At 69.3% G+C, this 20,685-nt stretch carries 18 protein-coding genes; 3 read left to right on the top strand and 15 right to left on the bottom strand.

The features are described from left to right. Entirely contained in the window at window positions 1–1,887 is a 1,887-nt protein-coding gene (locus QHF85_RS23520) for a PEGA domain-containing protein (protein ID WP_281329527.1), read from the bottom strand. After that, window positions 1,884–3,521: a serine/threonine-protein kinase gene (locus tag QHF85_RS23515; protein WP_281329526.1), complete on the bottom strand. Its 1,638-nt coding sequence runs from the start codon at window positions 3,519–3,521 to the stop codon at window positions 1,884–1,886. Before QHF85_RS23515 ends, QHF85_RS23520 begins: the two co-directional genes overlap by 4 nt. A gap of 491 nt (window positions 3,522–4,012) precedes the next feature. Here QHF85_RS23515 and QHF85_RS23510 point away from each other — a divergent pair, with 491 nt between their 5' ends. Then, window positions 4,013–4,252, top strand: coding sequence for a hypothetical protein (locus QHF85_RS23510; RefSeq protein ID WP_281329525.1), 240 nt, complete (start codon window positions 4,013–4,015; stop codon window positions 4,250–4,252). A gap of 730 nt (window positions 4,253–4,982) precedes the next feature. On the opposite strand, the gene QHF85_RS23505 is transcribed toward QHF85_RS23510, so the two are convergent. Further along, window positions 4,983–5,750: a hypothetical protein gene (locus QHF85_RS23505; RefSeq protein ID WP_281329524.1), complete on the bottom strand. Its 768-nt coding sequence runs from the start codon at window positions 5,748–5,750 to the stop codon at window positions 4,983–4,985. 1,069 nt (window positions 5,751–6,819) lie between these two features. On the opposite strand from QHF85_RS23505, the gene QHF85_RS23500 reads away from it, so the two are divergent. Next, a complete protein-coding gene (locus tag QHF85_RS23500; protein WP_281329523.1) occupies window positions 6,820–6,951 on the top strand; it encodes a hypothetical protein in 132 nt (43 codons plus the stop codon). Window positions 6,952–7,123: 172 nt separating this feature from the next. Here QHF85_RS23500 and QHF85_RS23495 read toward each other — a convergent pair whose 3' ends face one another. Then, the gene (locus QHF85_RS23495; protein ID WP_281329522.1) at window positions 7,124–8,023 is read right to left on the bottom strand and encodes an oxidoreductase; all 900 of its coding nucleotides are present in this window, start codon (window positions 8,021–8,023) and stop codon (window positions 7,124–7,126) included. Window positions 8,024–8,123: 100 nt separating this feature from the next. Further along, entirely contained in the window at window positions 8,124–9,425 is a 1,302-nt protein-coding gene (locus QHF85_RS23490) for a hypothetical protein (protein WP_281329521.1), read from the bottom strand. Between the two features lie 33 nt (window positions 9,426–9,458). Between QHF85_RS23490 and QHF85_RS23485 the strand changes: the two genes are divergently transcribed. Continuing rightward, window positions 9,459–10,538, top strand: coding sequence for an AraC family transcriptional regulator (locus QHF85_RS23485; RefSeq protein WP_281329520.1), 1,080 nt, complete (start codon window positions 9,459–9,461; stop codon window positions 10,536–10,538). A 258-nt stretch (window positions 10,539–10,796) separates the two neighbouring features. Here the strand turns inward: QHF85_RS23485 and QHF85_RS23480 are convergent, their stop codons facing one another. The 10 genes from QHF85_RS23480 to QHF85_RS23435 form a co-directional block, all read right to left on the bottom strand. Then, entirely contained in the window at window positions 10,797–11,930 is a 1,134-nt protein-coding gene (locus QHF85_RS23480) for an alpha-hydroxy acid oxidase (RefSeq protein WP_281329519.1), read from the bottom strand. Window positions 11,931–11,942: 12 nt separating this feature from the next. After that, on the bottom strand, window positions 11,943–12,446 hold the full coding sequence (locus QHF85_RS23475; RefSeq protein WP_281329518.1) for a hypothetical protein: 504 nt from the start codon (window positions 12,444–12,446) through the stop codon (window positions 11,943–11,945). Window positions 12,447–12,507: 61 nt separating this feature from the next. After that, complete coding sequence (locus QHF85_RS23470) at window positions 12,508–14,190, bottom strand: hypothetical protein (RefSeq protein ID WP_281329517.1); 1,683 nt, start codon at window positions 14,188–14,190, stop codon at window positions 12,508–12,510. Then, window positions 14,187–15,218, bottom strand: coding sequence for a hypothetical protein (locus QHF85_RS23465; protein ID WP_281329516.1), 1,032 nt, complete (start codon window positions 15,216–15,218; stop codon window positions 14,187–14,189). Before QHF85_RS23465 ends, QHF85_RS23470 begins: the two co-directional genes overlap by 4 nt. A 272-nt stretch (window positions 15,219–15,490) precedes the next feature. Then, on the bottom strand, window positions 15,491–17,182 hold the full coding sequence (cysC, locus tag QHF85_RS23460; protein WP_281329515.1) for an adenylyl-sulfate kinase: 1,692 nt from the start codon (window positions 17,180–17,182) through the stop codon (window positions 15,491–15,493). A 6-nt stretch (window positions 17,183–17,188) separates the two neighbouring features. After that, a complete protein-coding gene (locus QHF85_RS23455) occupies window positions 17,189–17,737 on the bottom strand; it encodes a Mov34/MPN/PAD-1 family protein (protein ID WP_281329514.1) in 549 nt (182 codons plus the stop codon). Further along, window positions 17,731–18,681: a cysteine synthase family protein gene (locus QHF85_RS23450; protein ID WP_281329513.1), complete on the bottom strand. Its 951-nt coding sequence runs from the start codon at window positions 18,679–18,681 to the stop codon at window positions 17,731–17,733. Before QHF85_RS23450 ends, QHF85_RS23455 begins: the two co-directional genes overlap by 7 nt. Window position 18,682: 1 nt before the next feature. Further along, a complete protein-coding gene (locus QHF85_RS23445) occupies window positions 18,683–18,961 on the bottom strand; it encodes a MoaD/ThiS family protein (RefSeq protein ID WP_281329512.1) in 279 nt (92 codons plus the stop codon). Between the two features lie 33 nt (window positions 18,962–18,994). Further along, entirely contained in the window at window positions 18,995–19,960 is a 966-nt protein-coding gene (gene cysK, locus QHF85_RS23440; RefSeq protein WP_281329511.1) for a cysteine synthase A, read from the bottom strand. 7 nt (window positions 19,961–19,967) lie between these two features. Further along, entirely contained in the window at window positions 19,968–20,426 is a 459-nt protein-coding gene (locus QHF85_RS23435) for an Rrf2 family transcriptional regulator (RefSeq protein WP_281329510.1), read from the bottom strand. Between the last annotated feature and the right edge of the window lie 259 nt (window positions 20,427–20,685).

Raw genomic sequence — 20,685 nt, 5'->3', positions numbered from 1 at the left:
TCAGAATCGGTATGTCGCCACGAGACCGGGCGAGACCGTGAAAATCACGGCGCCGGTCAACGTGTCGGAGTCATATTTGCCCTGACCGTCCGTGCTCGCCTGGACATACCCTTGCTCGGGCACCCAGCTCGGAGGCTCGGGGACGAACAGCACGAGCGCCGAGACCGAGACGGCGACGTCGAGCTTGTCCGAGATCCGCATGCCAGCGCGTATCTCGGGCGCGACATAGGCGCCGAGCATGGCCTGGGTCTCGGTGACCCGATCGACGGTATACGGCACGCTGTCCTTGCGCCGAATGCCGGTGGTGCTGGTCGGGTCGGGGACGTCACGCGCGGTCGTCTTGTAATCGCCGGAGCGGTCGTCCTGCGCCGAGCCGAAGAATCCGCCCGCGCCGAGGCGGAACGTGATGGGGAAACGCTCGCCCACGGTGCGCGCGACGGAGGCGCCGACGTGCGCGCCCTGAAGGGAAAGGACGTCGTCCGTGAGGCCCTTGTTGGCGGCGATGTTGCCGAAGACGTGCACGTCCGCGTCGGGGCGATCGGTGAAGGTGCGGCGCGCGAAGAGGCCGCCGAGCTCGACGCCGATGAGCCATTTGCGCTGAATTTCGAGGCCGAAGCGGAGCGCGCCGCCGCCCCCCAGCCCGAGCGACGCCGCGCAGGGCCCCGTGCAGGTCCCGTCGAGGCTGCCGCCGAACGTGGGCGCAATCGCGAACGTGGCGCCGAGCTCGCCGAAAAAGCGTTTGTCCGCCCAGAACCCCAAGGGCGGAGGGACGGGCTCCAGGGCGACCGCGACGGCCTCGCGTTTGCCGGATTCGAGGTCGACACGTCGTTCTTCCCGAACAAACCCATTCGCGGTGACCTCGATGCGGTGGGCGCCGGCGCGGACGGGGCCTTCCCAGGCGCCGCGGCCGACGCGCACGCCGTCGACGGAGATGTCCGCGTCTTTCGTCTTGGTCTCGACGCGCAGGACCGAGGGCAGCTCCTCGGCGATGAGGAGGATCGGGGTGATGAGGCTCGGGCGGACCTCGATGCGCGCGGGCTGCGTGCCGAGGCGTTTGTCGCCGCGCAGGCTGACGAGGTGGTCGCCGGACGCGACGAGGCCACGCCAGGGCGTCTTGCCCACGGCCGCGCCGTCGAGGAGGACGTCCATCGAATACCCGGAGGCCTCGTCGACCTGGAGCCAGCCGGCGAGCTCGAGCCGCGAGAGGACGGCGGGGAGCTTGGCCGTTTTGCCTCCAACGACCTGCAGCCGCGCTTCGAGCGTCTCGAAGCCAGCCTTGAAGATGCGCACCGTGCGCTCGCCGACGGGGACGTGAATCGGGCCTTTGAGGGGCGTCGTGCCGCGGGGTTTGCCGTCGATCGAAATGGTCGCGCCGTCGGGGACGCCTTCGACGACGAGGTCGCCGACGAGGGGCCGGAGCTCGGCGATCTCGTGGGTCGCGAGCTGCTTTTCCTCCTCGGTCACGCCCGGGAACGCGAGGAGCTCTTCGTTCATGTCGAACGCCTCGTCGAAGCGGTTGAGGCGGCGGAGGCAAAGCGCGGCGTTTTTCTTGGCGGCGCGGGTCGGGTAAATGGAGAGCGAGGTGAGGAACTCGGGCAGCGCGGCCTCCATGGAGCCGGCGTCGAAGAGCGCGAGGCCCTGCTCGAAATGCTTGCGCGCGTCGGCCTTGGCCTTGGCCTCGGCCTCGGCCGCGGGGTCCGGCGGCGGAGGCGGGGGCGGCGGCGGCGGCGGGAGCGGGCCGCCCTTCTTCAGCCACGAGGGCTGCGGCTTGGGATTGGTTTGTCCACCCGGCGCATTTTGCGCGAGCGCGGTCGTGACGAAGGTGGAGGCGAGCGCGACGGCGAGCGCCTTGCAAATCGGGGAGGGGAGGGCCGCAGAGCGTTTCATTCGAAGGTCCGCACGGGCTGGGGATCTTTGGAGGGCGTCGCGGCGGTGGACGTGGACTTCGTGGTCGGATGCGCCGCCGTCGTGACCGGCGCGGTCGCGGGCGTCGTGCCTGTGGAGGCCGCCGCGGACGTGGGCGGTGCCCCGGCCTTGGGCTTCGCGGTCGTCTGCGCGAGCTTGGTGTCGTCGACGTCGAGCGTGAGTTTGTCTGGTAAAGCGCCATTCGCGGTGATGGCGACCTCGACGCGGGTCTCGTGGCTGTCCTTGTGGATGCGCAAGACGTGGGTGCTGCCGAGCGAGCCGTGAATGGTGACGTAGCCGTCGCGATCGACGGGGGCGCTGCGGCCATTGACCTCGACTTGCGCGTCGGGCGGGGTGATCGAGAGGCGCGCGGAGCGGAGCGCCTCGCCCGGAGCGACTGCGGGCCCTCCCGAAAGCGAGGTGTTCACAGGGGGCGCGGAGGCGGCGCGCGCCTCGGGGGAGGCATCCGCGCCCGTGTTCGAGCGGTCGCGCGTGAGGAGGATCCCGGCGCCGACGCCCAGCGCGAGGGTAGCGCCGAGCAGGACGGGGACGAACCTGCGCGACGAGGAGGAGCGCGCGCCGCTCTCCGCGGGCGAGAGCGTGCTCCGCGGGTCGGGCGCGGACGCACGGGGCGTCGAGGCGCGATCGTCGAACGTCATCGGAGCGGCGACGGTGACGTCGGTGCCGAGCTTGTTCGTGCGCGCGTCGACGACCCTGCCGCTCGACGGGACGAGCTCGCCACTCGGCCGCGATCGCAAGGGCGCGCGGATGCCAGCGAGGAGGCCAAAGGCCTCGACGAGCTCGGCCATGCTCTGGAATCGCACGGCCTTGTCCCGCGCGAGCGCGCGTTCGAAGAAACGATCGACGGCCGGATCGAGCGAGGGGACGAGCGACGAGGGCGGTGGGGCCGTATCGGTGCAGATCGTGACGAGCAGCTTGCCGATGTTTTCGGCCTCGTCGAAGGGGAGGCGGCCCGTGATCGCCTCGTAAAGAATGACGCCGATCGACCAGAGATCGCTGCGATGATCGACCTGCTTGGCCTCCTGGATCTGTTCGGGGCTCATGTACGAGGGCGAGCCGAGCATCATGCCGGAGCTCGTGGAGGTCGCGGGGCCGGTGATCGTGACGTCCTTGGCGATGCCGAAATCGAGGACCTTGACGATCTCGTCGTCGCCGCTCCGCGCGAGGAAGATGTTTCCGGGCTTGAGGTCGCGGTGCACGATGCCGAGGTCGTGCGCGCGGCGGAGCGCTTTGCCGAGCGGCTCGAGGACGCGGTAGGCCTCGGCGAGATCGAGGCGGCCGCCGCGCTCGAGGCGCGCGCCGAGGTCCTCGCCTTCGAGCAGCTCCATCACGATGTACGGCGTCTCGTCCTCGACGCCGTAGTCGAGGACCTGCACGACGTGGGGGCTTTTGATGAGGGCCGCGGCCTTGGCCTCGCGCTCGAATCGCTGCCGGAGCGACTCGTTCGACGCGATGCTGACCTCCATGAACTTCACGGCGACGTCCGTGTCGAGAAGCTGATGGCGCGCGACCCACACAGCGCCCATGCCGCCTTTGGCGAGGGGTCGCACGAGCCGAAGCTTGCCCCCGATGATCGCTCCCTCTGCGATGGACACGCCCCGTCACTCCTCCCGCGAGCCCGACCGTGATCGGGCAAAATGAAGCCACCTGTGAGCATATCACGATCCTTCGGCAGGGCTCCATGGCAAGCTTGCGCGTGATGCGCGCCCCTCGCACTCGCTCTGCCCGCGTCCGTCGCTTCCTTACGCGTGGCGCGCTGCTCGTTTGGGCCATCGTGTCAGGCGGCTGTCGATCGAAGGAGTGCGTGCCGGGTCAGCAGGTCGCGTGTGCCTGCCCAGCGGGCGCGCAGGGGACGCAGGTTTGCGATGAGGAGGGCGCGCGGTTTTTGCCGTGCGTTTGTGATGCGCCGGTCGCCGCGCAAACGGCCGCGCGGGGAGGGGAGCCGAAGGGGCCCCGGCCGGTGGTCGCAAAGAAGCAGATTCGTTGCGGGACAAACCTTTGTGATGCGGCGTGTTGCGCGACGTTCGAGCCGGCGTCGTGCGCGCAGGATGGGAGGTCGTGTCCGCGGACGGCGAACGGGGAGGGCGTGATCTTCGAGTGCGACGGGCCCGAGGACTGCGGCGCGGATGCGTGTTGCCTGATCCCGGGCGACCGGACGATCGCGGCCGTATGCGTGCCGAAAGGCGAGTGCGCGGGGACGTTTACGCACCCGCGGCTCGGGACGACGGTGGCGCCGCGGGTGGTTTGTCACGCGAATCAGGACTGCGCGCTGTCGGAGATCTGCTCGTCGGCGGGGGCCGTGGCGGGCATTTCGGTGTGCAAGTAGGTCGAGCAAGAGCATCCAGCCGTTCGATGCTCTGCGAGATCGCGAGCGAGCTCGGCTCGGGTCCAAGGCATGCTCGCCGTGGTTGTTGGCAAGGGCTGGGGTGGTTGTCGACATGCTCGCCGTGGTTGTTGGCAACGGCCGGGGGGGTTGTCGGCATGCTCGCCGTGGTTGTTGGCAACGACTGGGGTGGTTGTTGGCATGCTCGCCGTGGTTGTTGGCAAGGGCTGGGGTCTTTGTCGACATGCTCGCCGCGGTTGTCGGCAACGGCCGAGGCCATTGTCGACATGCCCGAGGCCATTGTCGACATGCTCGCCGTGGTTGCCGGCAACGGTCGAGGCCATTGTGGACATGCTCGCCGTGGTTGTTGGCAAGGGCTGGGGTCTTTGTCGACATGCTCGCCGCGGTTGTCGGCAACGGCCGGGGGGTTGTCGACATGCTCGCCGTGGTTGTTGGCAAGGGCTGGGGTCTTTGTCGACAATGCTCGCCGCGGTTGACGGCAACGGCCGAGGCCATTGTCGACATGCTCGCCGTGGTTGCCGACAACGCCCGAGGGCTTCGTCGACACAGATCGTGGAGGTTTTCGACGCGCTGGTCGGTGGTCGGATGACGACGCGAGGTCGTCGTCGTTCCAGCCCCTTCCGGTGTTGGCTTGGCCCTGGGTCTAAGCTCCGAGAAGTAATGTGCGAAGAACCTACAGGCGCGCGAGCTCTGCGGTCTGAAATGCGCGCTCTCAAAGCGAGTCGCGAGTCCAACCGACGGTGACGAGAGCGCCGAATCGGTCGGTGCCGATGGTGTGGGTGGAGGTCGCTTCGTACGTATTGCCGTTGAACCAGTTCTCATCCATGTAATGAGTCGTGACCGTCGGGCGCGTGAGATCTCCGTCGTAAAGCCCCGTCATCCCAAGCTCGAAGTGATTCCGACCGCGGCCGAAGATGTAACCAGCGGAGACGCGCGCACCCGCGAAAGGCGTGGTCCCGTCTGCCCCTGGATCGGAGGTCAACAAGCCTGCCCCCACCTTCCGATATGCGTGGAGCCCGAATGCGCCAGACGCGGCGAGGCGCAGGCCGAAGGGGGTGCGCCACGCGAGCCCCGCCGTTGCCCCGAGACCAGCGTACTTGCTGATGAACTCGGAGCCAAGTTCGCCAAACCCACCGAATTCGAACCACCCGAGCCGATATCGCGCGTGGAGCCCGAGCACGGTCCCCTCCTTGTCGGGCGCGAAGAGGCCCGCATAGCCGCCCAACTGGAGATCGCTCGGCGGCACGTCGCCTGCCTTTGCGGCGTCCTCGCCCATGGAATCCTGCGCGGCGGCCGGCGCGGCGCAGAGGCAGATGAGGATCGCAACGCTGACACCAAAGCACTTTTTCGATATTCTCGATTTCATGGGGAAGCTCCTCATCTCGCACCTCAGCCAAGCAAGCCACATGCCGATGCTGCGTTTGGCGGCGTGTCTGAAATTCGTCATCGCACGTGCGTACCGCAGGCGCTCCAAAACCATGCTCTCACGTACGTGGTATAGCTCCCTTCGCACGCTCCTCATTGCTCGCCACCCACGCTTCGCGGTGTGGCTCGATAGCTACAGGCGGACATGGAAACCAGGGCGATACGTCCGGCGGCGTGCACCCGCGCCGCATGCAGGGCTCGATGTCCACGGCGATCCCGCGATGACCCAGGTGATGCTCGGCACGGACGAAAAGAATCGAGCGCCGTCGCCTCCTGGGCCACGCGCCTCCAGCGCCTCCGCGGCGAGCGTCCTTGCTTCCTTGACCACGCGCGAACAGCCGCCCGCGCCATGCGAGCGCGCCGAACCCCTCGATGAGCGCGAAGCAACACGTGCCGAGCTCGTCACCCTCCGCGCCGGCCTCGGCTCCCACGCCGCACGTCTTCGAACAGGTCCTCTCAGCTCTTCGTCGCGAACACGATTCGCTATACGTGAAACCGCTTCGATCGGTGCTGCGGAACCGGTCGCGGGTCTGGGAGCGGACTCGGCAAACGGAATTTGTTTGTGTACCGCTTTTGAGGAAGGGGGCGCCGTGGACCGAGGTGTACGAAGGGGGCACACAGTGATATGAAAGCCTCATGCGTGGTGGATTCGAGCCGAATTGTCCGCCATTCGTTTGCAAGACAAAGGAGCGTTCGACATGGGTGCCAAGTGGTTTCATTTCATGATGGGAGCGATAGGGTGTGCATTGGCCGCCAACGGCGCAGCTTGCGGCTCCACGACAATCGATCAGGGCGGAGCGGGCGGGAGCAGCAGTTCGAGCACGGCGAGCTCGACCGGGAGTGGCGGAGCCATGGTCGTTACATGCGATCCGATGAATTTGCCCGTTGAAGGAAGCGCATGCACGACCGAGGGTGAAGTTTGCAGTCCGGGTTGCGAGGACCCCTGCGCGTTTTGCAACCTCTTACGGTGCACGGATGGAGCGTGGACGAATGTCGAGGTATTCCCCGCGCCATGCCTGTCGTGTGATGACGTTTGTGTACCGGTGGTCGCCGCTCAGTGCTCCGGAGGTCCCCCGGATCAAATGACGTGCGTCCAAGGTTGCATGCAAAATCAAATGACTTGCATGATCCTTTTCAACCAGATGCTCGCCTGCATCGGCACGATGCCCACGTTTTCATGCGATGCCATGAATCGACCGACCGTGACAGGTTGCGAGATGGAATTCGACAACCTCTACGGGTGCATCATGCCCTAATACCTGATGGAGTGCGGTGAATCCGCCGTTGGGTTCGAGTGGCACACACGCCGAGGATCCGAGCGCGGACGCAGTTGCGGGAGCGACGGCGCGACGGGCGTCGTGTTCGCGCTGCTCTCCTACTTAGGGGGGCGGACGACAAAGCCGCCGCCACATGACGGCACGGATCGGTTCAGCGCGCCGCCTCGAAACGGCAGTTGGTCAACTCCTCCGTGAACGACCACAACCGTTCCGCGAGTGCGGCATCCGTGCCGTGTCCCTTGATCTCATTCGCGACGGCATCGCCGCGAATGACGTAACGGGGCCCGTACAGTTCGCACTTCCTCACGCCTGGGTCTGTCGCGGCCCGAAGTTGCGGGGCCACGCCGACCGACACGGGAGAAGCGATCCATTTGGCCAGCATGCCGCCGACGCCGATGCTCTGCTGGCGTTCGGTGCCCGTCAGGCCTGGATGGGCCGCCACCGAAATAGCATCTGCCTCGGCCGCATCGAACCGCTGCTGGAGCGACCGCATGAAAAGCAGGTTTGCCAGCTTGCTGTCGCCATAGGATCTGCGGGAATAACGCCGCTTGCGCCAGTCCATGTCGTCCAAACGGATCTCGCCCATCCGATAGGACCCGCTGGTCAGCGTCACCACTCGCGCGCCCCGGGTGCGGCACAACAGGCCGAACAGATGCGCGGTCAGAGCGAAATGGCCGTAATGGTTGGTGGCCATATGCATTTCGTGCCCGTCACTGGTGCGCTGGAGGGTCTCCAGGTTCACGACGCCGGCATTGTTCATCAATATGTCCAGCCGAACATGGCGCTCCTTGTAGGCCGCGCCGAACGCCGCAACCGAAGCGAGGTTGGTCAGGTCCAGCGCCACGCAGGAGAGCTTCGCTGCGGGCAGTTCCTGCCGGATGCGCCCGATCGCCTCCTCACCGCTGACGAGGCGGCGACAGCCGATCACGATCTCCGCGCCCTTTCGCGCGAGTTCCAGGGCGGACTTGAAGCCGAGCCCCACATTGCCGCCGGTTACGACTGCCGTCTTCCCGGACAGATCCGGAATATCGGAAAGTTTCCAGTTCGCCATGACTGCCTCGCTCAGAAATCCACGAAAATGCTCGACCAACGTTGCGCTTTAGCGGCGTTCCACGAAGCCGGGGAGGGGAGACCTCCCCGGCCGCATGCGCTCAGTAAAGCGTCGCGTAGAGGACGTTGACGCACATCTCGTCGCTTGTCCCTTCGCCCATTACGGTCGTTTCCGTGCGCCCGCGCGTGTCGTAGCCGCAGGTGACGCTGATGGTGCTGTCGGCGCTCACATCGAACGGGGTCTCGTTCCACCACAGGTTCTGCCAGTGGAAGTCCCAGCGGTCGACGTCGGTGATGCATTGCTCCGCGCCCTGCGTCGTCGTCGCCTTGCTTCGCAGCGTGCGGCCGGCCGTGTGCATGTGCGGGAGCACGCCCCAGACACGGATCCCGTTGAAATCAGGCAGGTTGAAGTATTGCGCAAGCAACGACAGAGGAAGCTCGCCTTTGGCCTCGGCGACCTCCTGTCCGGGCGGCAGCGAGATCTGGGGGGCCCCGGTCGACAGGAAGAGCGCCGGTTTCAGCGCGGGATCCTTGCTGAACTGAAGCTTCATCGTGGAGCGGTCGGTGAACGGGCCTCCGGTCGCCGGGACGTTGTAGTGCATCTGGACGACCATCTTGCGGCCCGCTGCATAGCGGATCCCCGTGCCTTCGGGGAAAACCGATGCACCGCTGCCGGGGATCCAGGAGCCGACGAGCGAGACTGCGTTGGTCCCGGCGCCGCCGAAGCACGTGTACCCCGCCCCCTCCTCGGCAGCATCCAGGACTGCCGCATCGGCCTCGGCCTGGGCGTCCGGCAGAGCGAAGAGCGCCACATGGTGCACGATCCGCCCGTCGCCCGGTTGGATGTCGTAGCCCGTGATGAACACATCCGCGCCGATCCCAGGATCGACGATGAAGCAATGGTAGTCGTCCGGCTTGTCCGCGGGGGGTTTGGGCGTGTAATCGACGCCCAGGTCGAATTGGAGGACGTCCCCCGCGAGCGTGGGTCCTTTGGCCTCGGGCGGCGGGGGCGCGTCGGCCGGATCGCCGAGCGGCGCGCCGGCCTTGGACCAGCTCTGGAAGAGCGCGATCTGCTCGTCGGTGAGCCACCGGGCGTTCTCGAACGTTTGGCAGGAGCCGTCGTTGTTGACCGGCATCGGCGGCATCGTGCGGGCATGGGTCGCAGCCGCCATCGCGGGCGCCATTTGCGCCGCGATTGCAGCGTCGGTGAGAGAGAAATTTCCAATGCCGCCCGCCTGGTGGCAGCCGGCGCACTCACGGTTCACGATCGGGGCAATGTCCTTGTAGTACGTGGGCTCGGTGGCGTTCGTCGGTCCGGTTTCGTTCGGATCCTCGGCCCCGCCGCATCCTACGATGCTGGTAAGCGCGAGCAACGAGGGAATTGCAAGTCGGAAAGTTCGCATGCTATCCTCCGGGCGTCGAGTCTGAGCCGCCGCATGTCATATTCCAAGGACCCGATGCGACACTTTGCGGACAGTTCGCGACAGAAGACTCTCAGTGCCAGCTTGATTTCACCGTTCGTGCTCCACGCCTCGCGCGCTGGCTGGTCCGAGGAGGAGCTCACGGACCGTTGTGCGCACCATGGCATCCGCCGCGCTGCGCTCGACGACCTCACGGCGCGCGTCCCGCAGGCCGGTGCGCTCGCGCTTCTGAAAGAGATCTGCGCGCGCAGCAGGGACGAGAATCTCGGCATTCACCTCGCCCGCGAGGCCGACCCGAGCTGGATGTCCCTCCCCGGCGTCCTCGGCATGACCCTCACGAGCGTCCGCGACGCCATCGAGATCGGCGGCTATTATGGTCGCCGTCTCGACTCCAGCGCGCCGAACAGACGCTGCCACGTGCGCGACGACGGCCTGCTTCACCTAAGCTACGTCCTTGATCCGCGCGACGCAGCATGGCCACGCCAGCTCGTGGAGGCGGGCATCGGCGCGATTGTCGTGATCCTGCGGCGCTTCACCGGCGTGGACATCAAAGCCACTCGCGTGAGTTTTCCGCACGCAGCGCCCGCCGATCCTGCCCCGCACGTGGCGCTTTTCGGGACGACCGACCTTCGCTTCGAAGCGCCGTTCGTGGAACTCGTGCTGCCGGCGTCCGTGCTCGATCTGCGTCACCAAAGCGCCGATCCCGGCCTGGCGGCCTACCTGCGCCGCCAGGCCGATGCGCTGGTCGAGCAGGTGGCCAGGGAGGACGACATCGTCGAGGCCGTGCGGCAGAGCCTGCGCGAGGCGCTCGACGGGGCCGCGGAGGCGTCGCTGGGCTCGGCCGCGCGGCGGCTCGGGGTGACGAGCCGCACGCTGCAACGGCACCTGGCCGAGGCGGGGGTCCGGTTCTCCGCGCTACTCGAGGGGGTCCGCTACGAGATGGCCGTCGCGCTGCTCGACCGCTCGGGCAAGAGCCTGGACGAGATCGCAGAGCAGGTCGGCTTCTCCGACGCGCGCTCGTTGCGCCGTGCCTTGAAGCGTCACAGCGGACGGACCCCCTCGGCATTGCGGCGGGGCAACGACGGCGGCGCCTGAGTCGTCAACAGCCTCCCACCATTAAGTATTTCTCAAAGATCTGTCCGGCAGAGTGACTCTCGCAGGGCGTGGATGGCCCTGGAGTGAGGAGGGTCCCGACATGTCGAACAGCAAGAGGAAGACGCGCCGTGAGGTGCTCCTGGTGATGGGTGCGCCCGCGACGGCACCACCGGCGGAACCGCAGGCAGCGGCGGCGCGGGTGGCAGCGGCGGCAGCGGAAGCGGAAGCGGAAGCGGGAGCGGAGGCGGTAAGCGGCAGCTACCGCGGCCGTCGTTCGACGAGAGCGCGATCAATCGACGCGAGCGAGGGGCAACCAGCGAGCGCCATGGCCGTCGCGAGCTCGTCGCGCAGGATGTCGAGGACCCGCAAGACGCCCGCCTCGCCGGCCGTCGCGAGCCCCCACAGGACAGGCCGGCCGAGCATGACCGCGCGCGCGCCGAGCGCGAGCGCCTTGAGCACGTCCGTCCCCCAACGCACGCCGCCGTCGACGAGCACGGGGACCCGGCCCCCCGCGGCCTCGACGACGCGCGGCAGGACGTCGAGCGTGGCCGGCGCGCTGTCGAGCTGACGCGCGCCGTGGTTCGAGACGATGATCCCGGCGGCGCCGGCGTCGATCGCGAGCAATGTATCGTCCGGACGAACGATTCCTTTGAGGATCAAAGGTAGGCGGGTGATGCCGCGCAGCCACTCGACGTCGCGCCAGGAGAGCGAGGCGTCGTGCCGCGACGCGATGTACCGGTGGAGGGCCGATCCCGAGGCGCCGGCGGCGACCTTCGTGTCCACGAGGTTCGCCATGACGAGGCCGTTCGGCAGGCCGAACCCGTTGCGCACGTCGCGGAGGCGGCGGCCGAGGACGGGGGTGTCGACGGTGAGGACGATGGCGCGATATCCGGCGGCCTCGGCGCGCTCCACGAGCGAGCGGGTGAGCTCGCGGTCTTTGTGCACGTAGAGCTGGAACCAGAGCGGGCCTTTCGAGGCGCGCGCGATGTCTTCGAGGGAGGTCGTGGCGAGGGTGGAGACGGTATAAAGCGTGCCGGCGCGGGTGGCGGCGCGGGCGGTGGCGAGCTCGCCTTCGGGGTGCGCGAGCTTGTGATAGGCCGTCGGCGCGATGAGGATCGGCATCGAGACGGGCGCGCCGAGGATCTCGGTTTCGAGGGTGAGGCGCGAGACGTCGACGAGGACGCGCGAATGAATCTCCCAGCGGCGATAGGCGCGCAGGTTCTCCCGGAGCGTGCGCTCGGCGTCGGCGCCGGAGCGATAATAATCGTAGGCCATGGCCGAGAGCGCGGCGCGCGCGGCCCGCTCGAAATCACGCACGGTGAGCAGGCCCGAGGAGGCGTCCTTCTGCGGGGCGTGGAGCGTGGGGGTTCCGGTGTCGTCGCTCGAATGCATGCCGCGCGGTCTTTACCACTGAACGGTGATGATCGAGGAGAAGCCCGAGGAGGGGCGCGAGGAGGGGCTCGATTGCGAGAGCGTGTCGGGGACGTCGAGCGTGGAGAGGGCTTCGAGCACGCAATGGCGCATCTTGTCGTCGGCCGTGGAGCCAGGGTCGACGGCGAAGGAAGCGGAGGTGTGGTTGCCCGCGACCCGGATGCGGACAGTGCCGCCGCCGCCGTTCGCGCGGCATTCGGCCATCGGCGTTTTGGAGGCGGAGACGATCGCGTCGGCGAGCGCCTGGTGGCCGTCCGCCACGCCCTCGACGCCGATGCGCGGCGCGAGCGCTTCGTTCCGCGCGCCCTCCGCAGGGGCCGCGGGCTTGGGCGGCGCAGGATCCGCGGCCGCGACGGTCGCGTCGGAGGAGGCGCTCCCGCGAGGATGCAGGGGCGGAGGCGCGGCCTCGATCTCCGCGCAGGCCGCGAGCCCGAGGAGGGAGAACACGAGGAGACCGGGGCGGAGCGAGGAGGACATCGGCCCCAGCATAACGCCGCGGGGCGGTCCTGGAGGAGAGGTCGGGTGGTTTCGGTGGTTTCTAGGGCGCGAGCGGGCGCACGAGCACGAGGGCGTCCGCCTTGCCCGCGAGGAGGCGGAGCTCCGCGTTGCCCTTGGCCCCCGCGTCGCCGGCGCAGAGGCGGTCGGTCAGGACGAACCGGCCGCGGGTGACGGTGTTCTCGCCGGTGGAGGCGTCGGCGAGGCGCAGATCGAGGCCGCTGCCGCCTCGATCGAGCGCCGCCGCGACCTCGACGCAGCCGCGCGCAGGGACGTCGAAGGGCAAGGACGTCCGCGCCCCGGCGTCGAGGGAGACGACCTGGGCCGCGGAGGCCGCCGCGGCCGAGATCCGCGCGCCGCCGGCGTCGAGGACGGCGAGCAGGCGCGCGGCGGCCAGGGGATGCGCGACGAGCGCGGCAGGCGCGGCGTCGTCCTTGCGGAGCTCGACGGCGAAGGGGCCCGGGCGCGCGAGGGCCTCGACGTCGAGCCGCGCAGGGCCGCTCGGGCCACAAGCGAAGAGCGTGACGCCCGCGCCGCCGCGGCCCTCGGCGAGGAGCGCGCCGCGATCGTTCCAGAGCGAGGCCGAGGCGTCGGCGAGGGGCTTGCCCGCGACGACGTCGATGCGCGCGCAGCCAGCGGGCAAATCGAGCGAGGTGGCGGCGCGGCTGCCGAGCTTGGCCGAGCCGACGAAGACGGTCTTCGGGGCGCCGAGGCCCTTGCCGGCGAGGTCCTTCGCGAGGGCCGCGCGGGCCGCGTCGAGCTCGCGTGTCTCGGTGACGTGCTCCGCGCGGGCAGACACGTCGAGGGCCGCGCCCGCGCCCGGCGCGGAGCGGCTCGCGACGACGGCGACGAGCCCCGTGGAAGCGCGCGGCCGGATCGCGACCGTGACCTCGTTGGTGGTCGCCGAGCAGAGGACGATCGCGCGGTCTTTGCCGCGCTCCTTGCCGCGGGCGAGGATGCGGCCCGCGGGGTCCTCGGCGAGGACCTCGAGGGAGCCGATCTCGTCGCTCGGGGAGACGAAGACGTCGAGGCAACGGCCCGCCTCGACGGCGACCGTGAGGCGCGTGGCGGCGCGAGGCGCGACCGGCACGGCGGCGCGGCGCACGTCCTCCCAGCGGCCGCCGAGCCACGCGCGATGCGCGATGAGCTTCGCTTCGAGCCCCGGCCACGCTTCGAGCCGGCCCGTCTCGCCGCCCGATCGGCCGCGCGCGCCGGCGGCCTGCTCGACCGCGGCCACGGCCGACGTCGGCACGCTCTGCACGCCGAGGCCGACGAGGCCCGAGCCCGACACGACACGCGCGGCGAGCCAGAGGCGCTTCGGGTGCGGCGGGCAGACGAGGAGCGCGGGGCGCGCGTCGGTCGACTCGTCCACGGCGAAGCTCGCGCCGTCGTCCTCGTACGCGAAGAGATCCACGTCGACGACCGAGGGAGAGCCGCGCGCCATGACGAGCGCGCACGCGTCGAGCGGGACCTCGACGAACGCGCCGAGCCTGTCGCCCTCGGAGAGATATTCCGAGGAGACGACCTCCAGCGCGCCCGCGCCCGCGGCCTGCACGCGCGCGGCGTCCGCGGTGAGGAGCGCGCGTCCATCGGCGCGGCCCGAGAGCACGCGGGGAGGCGCAGGGGTCGCCGTCGCGGGTTTCGTGGGCGTCACGGGCGCGCCGCCGCACCCCGCGGCGAGCGCGGCGAGGACGAGCGAGGCGAGAGGCGCGGGCAGGCGCATCAAGGTTCCCCTCCACCGAGCGCGAAGAGCGCGAACGTCCACCAGACACCCGAGCCGCGCGCCTCGACGTCGATCCGCGCCAGTTCCTCGCTCTCGGCGCAGAACGCGAGCGCGGCGCCCTCGGGACGATCGACCACCTCGTCGCGCATGTACCTGTCGCCGACGGTCGCCGCGAGCCGGAGGCCGCGCGATTCGCCGCGCGCGACGGCGACGGCCGCGAGGTAACAGCGGCCCGGCTCGAGCGTGATCGGCACCATCGTCGGGCCCGCGACGCCGAGCGATTCGAAGACGGGCGCCGTCGTCGGCTCGGGCGCGTTTCGCCTGCGAAGCGCGTACGCGAAGCCGGCGCGCGTGCGCGCGCCCCAGTGGTTCGGGATCGCGCGTGGAATCGGCCACACGGCGTCCGTCGCGATCACCGGCACCATGCCCGCGGCGCCCGCGTAGGGCACGGTGACGCGTGTCGCCTCGCCGAGGCAGAAGTCGAGCCGCGCGTCCGCGGCCTCGCTGCGATCGCGCGCGAGCGTGCGTCCCGCGTCGTCGCGCGCCTCGGCGTCGACGTCGGTCGCGCGATGCGGGAAGGTCGACGGGACGGCGGCCATGATCTGCACGCGATGGCAGCCGTCGCCGAGGCGGAGCTGGTATTCGCCCGCGCCTTCGGGCGAGGCGACCGTGGGCGTGCGCGTGACCCGCTCCGCGCCTTCGGCGTGCGCTCGCTCCTCGGCGCGGACCGCGCGCTCGGCGAGTGGCCCCGGCTCGATGGGCCTCCCCGGGTTGCCGCGCGGCGCGACGAGGCCAAACGCGCGCTCGGGGAGCGCTTCGCGCAGATCGCCGAGCGGCGCGGGCGAGCGTGAGACGAGGATCTCGATCGCGCCGCGGGGCGAGCGCATCGAGACGACGAGCGAAGCGAGATCGGCGCGGCGGGGGCCGCATCGAACGAGCGACACGGCGCCGAGCGAGCTCTTCGTGCCGCGATCCTCCGTGTCGAGCACGGGATGGCCTTGCGGGAGCAGGCCTGGCGGCAGCGCTGGCATGTCGGCCTCGGAGGCCGTGAGGACGGCGAAATCCGCGCTCGGCGCGCCGAGCAGGACGACCGTCGTGCATCCGGGGACCTCGTCCTCGGGGCGCTCCTTGGAGACCTTGACGCGCGTGTCTCGGCCGTGTTCGAGGAAGATCGGTGAGAGGCGCGTGGTCTCGGCGCCGCGGGATTTCCAGGTGCTCGCGAGGCGTTCGGCGTCCTCGGCGAGATCGGCGCTCGCGTTCGTCGATACGAACGTCGCTGCGACGAACGCCGCGAGGGCTGCGATCAGCCCTTCAGGCGCTCGTACCAGGCGTGGAGCTCGCGCGCGACCTCGGGGCGCAGGATCTCCGGCGGGGGCGTCTCGCCGCGCCGGATCATGTCGAAGATCTCGGCATCCGTCGCCGTGATCCGGGTGGACGCGTCCCCCGGCGCGCTCCTCTCGGTCGCCATCGCGTTCACGGTGGTCGAGTAAAACGGTTCCTCGATGCAAAGCGGTGTGACCCCGAGCTCTCCGGGAGCATAGACGCGGAACGCCCGCTCTGCACCGCTCGCGCCGCCGTCCTCCGCGGAAAGCGTGATCACGGCGTGAGAGGCCCCGTGGTTCTGGCTGATGATCGCGTCGAGCACCGCCCTGCGCGCGCCGGATCGTCGCACCTCGAAGCCCTCCGAGAGGAGCACGCGCCCGGACGGAAAGGAACCGAGGAGGTGGTTGTACAAACCTCGTTTCAAGTCCGACCGTGGGTCGCGGTCCTCGACGTCGCCGAGCGCCTGGATCCAGAGGGCCCCCGTGAGGTCGAGCGCGAGCCGCCCGAGGTGCTCTTCGGCGCGGCGGGGGATCGATCGCGCCCGAAGCGCCGCGACGCGCGTGTAGCCCCGTTCTGCGAAGATCGCGCGCGTCGCGTGCGGCGCGTGCTCGAACGGCGTCGCGAGGGAGAGCGGCCGCGCGAATACCTGCACCTCGCCACCGATGAGGAAAGGTCCACGGCGAAGCTGTCTCGTGATCTCGGGGTCGTCCGCGCCGAGCGGCCCTGTGAGCTCGCGCCCTCGCACGAGGTCTTCCGCGCGGTAGACGTCGCTGACCTCGAGGATTGCGACGATCTCACGATCCCTCGTGCGGAGCGCAGCCTCCCCGCGGACCTGCGCCGCACGCGCCACCTCCTCGCTCGCGGGGAGCGTGACGAGCGAGGGCCAAGGGAGGCCATTTTCGAGCCGCATCTCGCGGGCGACCCGGAGCCAATCCTTCGAGCCCATGAAGCCCTTGAGCGGGGAGAGGGCCCCTTGGGCGAGTAGCGCGAGATCGATCTCACCCTCGGCGTCGAGGTCGATCACCGGCAGCGAGCATGCGCGCTCTTCGCCCTCGCGCCCATCGAACGGCGCCCTGCGGATCACGAGCTCACCCCCGTGCGGAGGCACGAGCGAGGTTGCCGTCGTCTTCGTGAGGACCGACGCCCGCCGTGGGACGAACCCGAGTTCCTCGAGCTTGCCGACGATCTTCGCGAGGCTCTCTTCCTTGCTCTCGCGGTCCGTGGAGACGGTGACCTCGGGCGACGCCGGCGGCTCGTACGGATCGTCGATCCCCGTAAAACCCTTGATCTCGCCCGCCAGCGCCTTGCGGTAGAGGCCCTTCGGATCCCGCTCGGCGAGCGCGTCGATCGACGCCGAGCAGTACACCTCGACGAACCTTCCGATGGCCGCGCGTTGCTCGTCGCGGATCGCGCGGAACGGGCTGATCGCGCCGGTGATCGCGCACGCGCCGCTCCGCGCGAGGAGCTTCGCCACGAAGCCGATGCGGCGCACGTTGGTGTCGCGATCCTCCCGGGAAAAACCGAGCCCCTTCGAGAGGTGCGTGCGGACCTCGTCGCCGTCGAGGACCTCGACGTGCACGCCGCGCGCGCGGAGCTCGGCCGCGAGCAGCGCGCCGAGCGTGCTCTTGCCCGCGCCGCTGAGGCCCGTGAACCAGACGACGAAGCCGCTCACGAGCCTCTACGCATCGAGGACCGTGATCGCTTGATCCACAAACGATCGCGCCTCCGCGTCCCACACGAAGAGCCGGTGTTCCTCGACGACGCCGCCGCGCACGCTCGTCACGAGGAACGCGATCGGCCAGGCCGGGCCCGGGCCCATCGTGATGTCGCCGCCTTCGTGCGCGGGCGGCTCGCCCATGCTCATCACGGCCGCGTCCGTGGGGCTGAAGTACGCGCCCGCATCGAGGTGCGAATGGTAGAGGATCTTCACGGGGCGGCCCTCACGCGCCGCGGCGCGGACCGCGTCGTCGAACTTCTTTTCGTTGAACGAGAAGTACGTGCGCGCCGTGCGGAAGTACCGCTCCGGATCGATCGCATGCAGCTTGTTCGCGACGTTCTGCATGGGCAGGGCCTCGTCGCAGAGGAGCGGGCTTTCCGCGGGGCCGCGCAAATACCCGCACGCCTCCTCGTCGGCCGCGTAGCCCCGGAGCGCGTCCTTCTCCACGATGTCGAGCGCGGCGCGCGTGATCGTGAGGTTGCCGCGCGTCCACGGGTGATCCGTCACCATAGATAACGCTTCTCCCATTTCATCGGCGCGAAGTACCGATCGCCGCGATCACACACGATCGCGACGACGCACCCGCCGCCTTGCGTTTGGTGCAGCTTCTTGGCGATCTCCACGGCCGCGAACACGTTCGCCCCGCTCGAATGCCCGACGTGCAGCGCCTCCTCGCGCGCGAGCCTGTCGGCCATGTCCCAGCCGTCCTCCGTGGTCACGCGGAGCGTCTCGTCGTAGGCGCCGAAGTCGTGGATCGCCGGCACGAGCGAGCTCGGCAGGTGCTTGAGCCCTTCGAGCCCGTGCAAGGGCTCCGTGGGCTCGACGGCGACGCAGCGGATCGGGCGGGTGTGCTCCTTCAACCTGCGTGACGTGCCCACGATGGTCCCGCTCGTGCCGATCCCTGCGACGAAGTGCGTGAGGCGATCGCCGAGCGCGTCGAGGATCTCCACGGCCGTGCCGTGGTAGTGCGCGAGCGGGTTGTTCGGGTTCGAGTATTGATCCGGGTAGAAGTAGGTCTCCGGGTCCTTCGCGACGATCTCGCGCACGTGCCGGATCGCTCCGTCCGAGCCCTCCATCGGATCGCTGAAGATGATCTCGGTGCCGAAGGCGCGCGCGATGTCCTTGCGCGCCTTGCTCACGTTCGAGGGCATGACGAGGCGCACGGGCACGCCGAGCGCGGCGCCGAAGATCGAGTACGCGACGCCCGTGTTGCCGCTCGTCGAGTCGATGAGGATCTTGCCCGCGCCGAGCTTCCCCTCCTCGATCGCCTTCGTCATCATCCGGAGCGCGGCCCGGTCCTTCACCGAGCCGCCGGGGTTCGCGAACTCGAGCTTCGCGTACACCTCGACGCTCGGCGCCTCCCGGGCCACGCGATCCAGCCGGACGAGCGGCGTGTTGCCGACGGCCTCGGTCACCGAGCCGAGGCGGCGCGACCGCACGAGCGTGGAGCGCATCCTAGCGATCGCTGCCGCCCGCGATGGCGGGCACGATCGAGATCTGATCCGTCGCCTTGAGCTCCGTCTTCAGGCCGTCGAGGAAGCGGATGTCCTCGTCGCCGACGAAGATGTTCACGAAGCGGCGGACGCCCTTCTCGTCGAGAAGCCGATCGCGGATGCCCGGGTGGCGCTTCTCGAGGTCCTCGATGAGCTCACCGACGGTCGCGCCCGTCGCCTCGACCTCGTCTTTGCTTCCGGTCAGCGTGCGCAGGGGGGTGGGGATACGAACGACAGGCATGTTGATCTCTCCGTGGTGCGTCTGGTCTCGCTGCTACTTGAAGTACTCGTCGAGGCTGAAATAGCGCTCTCCCGTGTCACAGAGCACCGTGACCACGTTGGCGCCGGGGCCGAGCTCGCGCGCGACGTCGAGCGCGACCCGGACGGCCGCGCCCGCGCTGATCCCCACGAGAAGCCCCTCCTCGCGGGCGAGCGCGACCTTCGTCTCGTACGCCGCGCGATCACTCACGGTGCGCACCTCGTCGACGTGCTCGGGCAGATAGTTCTTCGGGACGAACCCCGGCGCGAGGCCCTGGATCTTCGTGGGTCCGCGCTCGCCGCGCGAGATCGTGGCGCAGGCCTCGGGCTCGACCGCGACGATCCGCGGGCGCGGGGCTTTGCGGCGGAGCACCTCGCCGACGCCGCTCACGGTGCCGCCCGTGCCGACGCCCGCGACGAACGCGTGGATCGGCTCGTTCGCCATCGCGTGCAGGATCTCGCGGGCCGTGCCTTCGGCATGGATGCGCGGGTTCTCGGGGTTGTCGAATTGCCCCGGCATGAACGCGCCCTTCGTCGTCCGGACGATCTCGCGCGCCTTCTCGATGGCGCCTTCCATCTGCGCTTCGGCCTCGGTGAGGATCACCTCGGCGCCGTACGCTTCGAGGAGCTGCCTGCGCTCGAGGCTCATGCTCGCGGGCATCGTGAGCACGCAGCGATACCCCTTCGCCGCGCAGACGAGCGCGAGCCCGATCCCCGTGTTGCCGCTCGTCGGCTCGACGACGACGCCGCCCGGCCCGAGCGCGCCACTCCCCTCGGCGGCCTCGATCATCGCGAGGCAGATGCGATCCTTCACCGATCCGCCCGGGTTCTGCTGCTCGGCTTTCGCGAAGACGCGGCCGCGCGGCGCGTCTGTAGCGAGCCGCCGGATCTCGAAGAGCGGCGTGTCGCCGACGAGGTCGAGCACCGAGCCGACGACGCGCGGATGCGAGGGCAATGCAGGCTTTTGTCCGGGCTCGTGCATCACGCTCCTAGATGACGTAGTCGACCCGGTCGGTGCTGCCGCGGCGGAGCCCGAGGGCCTCGCCGCGCTTCACGATGTCGGCGATCGAGATGTCGTCGAAGGCTTTTTCGATGGCGACCCCGAGGTCCTTGAAGGCGGCCGCGGTCGCGTCCGGGCCGCTGCGCTCGGCGCCGGGCGCGCCTTCGTCCTCGGCGGAGCACACGACGATCGGGCCTTCGAGCGCGCGGAAGACGTCGCCGATGGTGATCTCGGAGGCGGGCCTCGCGAGGTGGTAGCCGCCGCGGGGCCCGCGTTTCGCGCCGAGGATGCCGGCCTTCTTCAGGTCCTGGAAGATCTGCTCCAGGAACCGCGCGGGGATCATCTCGCGCCCGGCGATCTCGCGGATCTGCGTGGGGCCGCCATCGTTGTGGAAGGCGATGTCGAACAACGCGCGCACCCCGTAGCGGCCTTTGTTGGACAGCTTCACGGGGCCTGGTCTAGGTTGTTGCATCGGAAAAGTCAAGAACCCCCGGACCGATGACCGGAGAGCGCACCGGGGACGGGGCGGCGGGTCGAGCCTGGCGCGAGGGGGCGGAGCGAGCGACCGCTGCCGATTGCAGCGGCGCCCGCGAATGGTGCGTAATGGCTTTTTTCGCGGCACATCTACCGCGCCATCACGCGATGTTTGTCTTTGCAGCACATTTGCGGAAATGGCTGCGCCGTCCTCGACGTCGTGGTCGTGGATA

Source organism: Polyangium sp. 6x1, assembly GCF_029946515.1.
Taxonomy (GTDB): Bacteria; Myxococcota_A; Polyangia; order Polyangiales; family Polyangiaceae; genus Polyangium.
The sequence above is the reverse complement of the archived record's forward strand: the minus strand, read 5'-3'. Positions and strand labels throughout refer to the sequence as shown.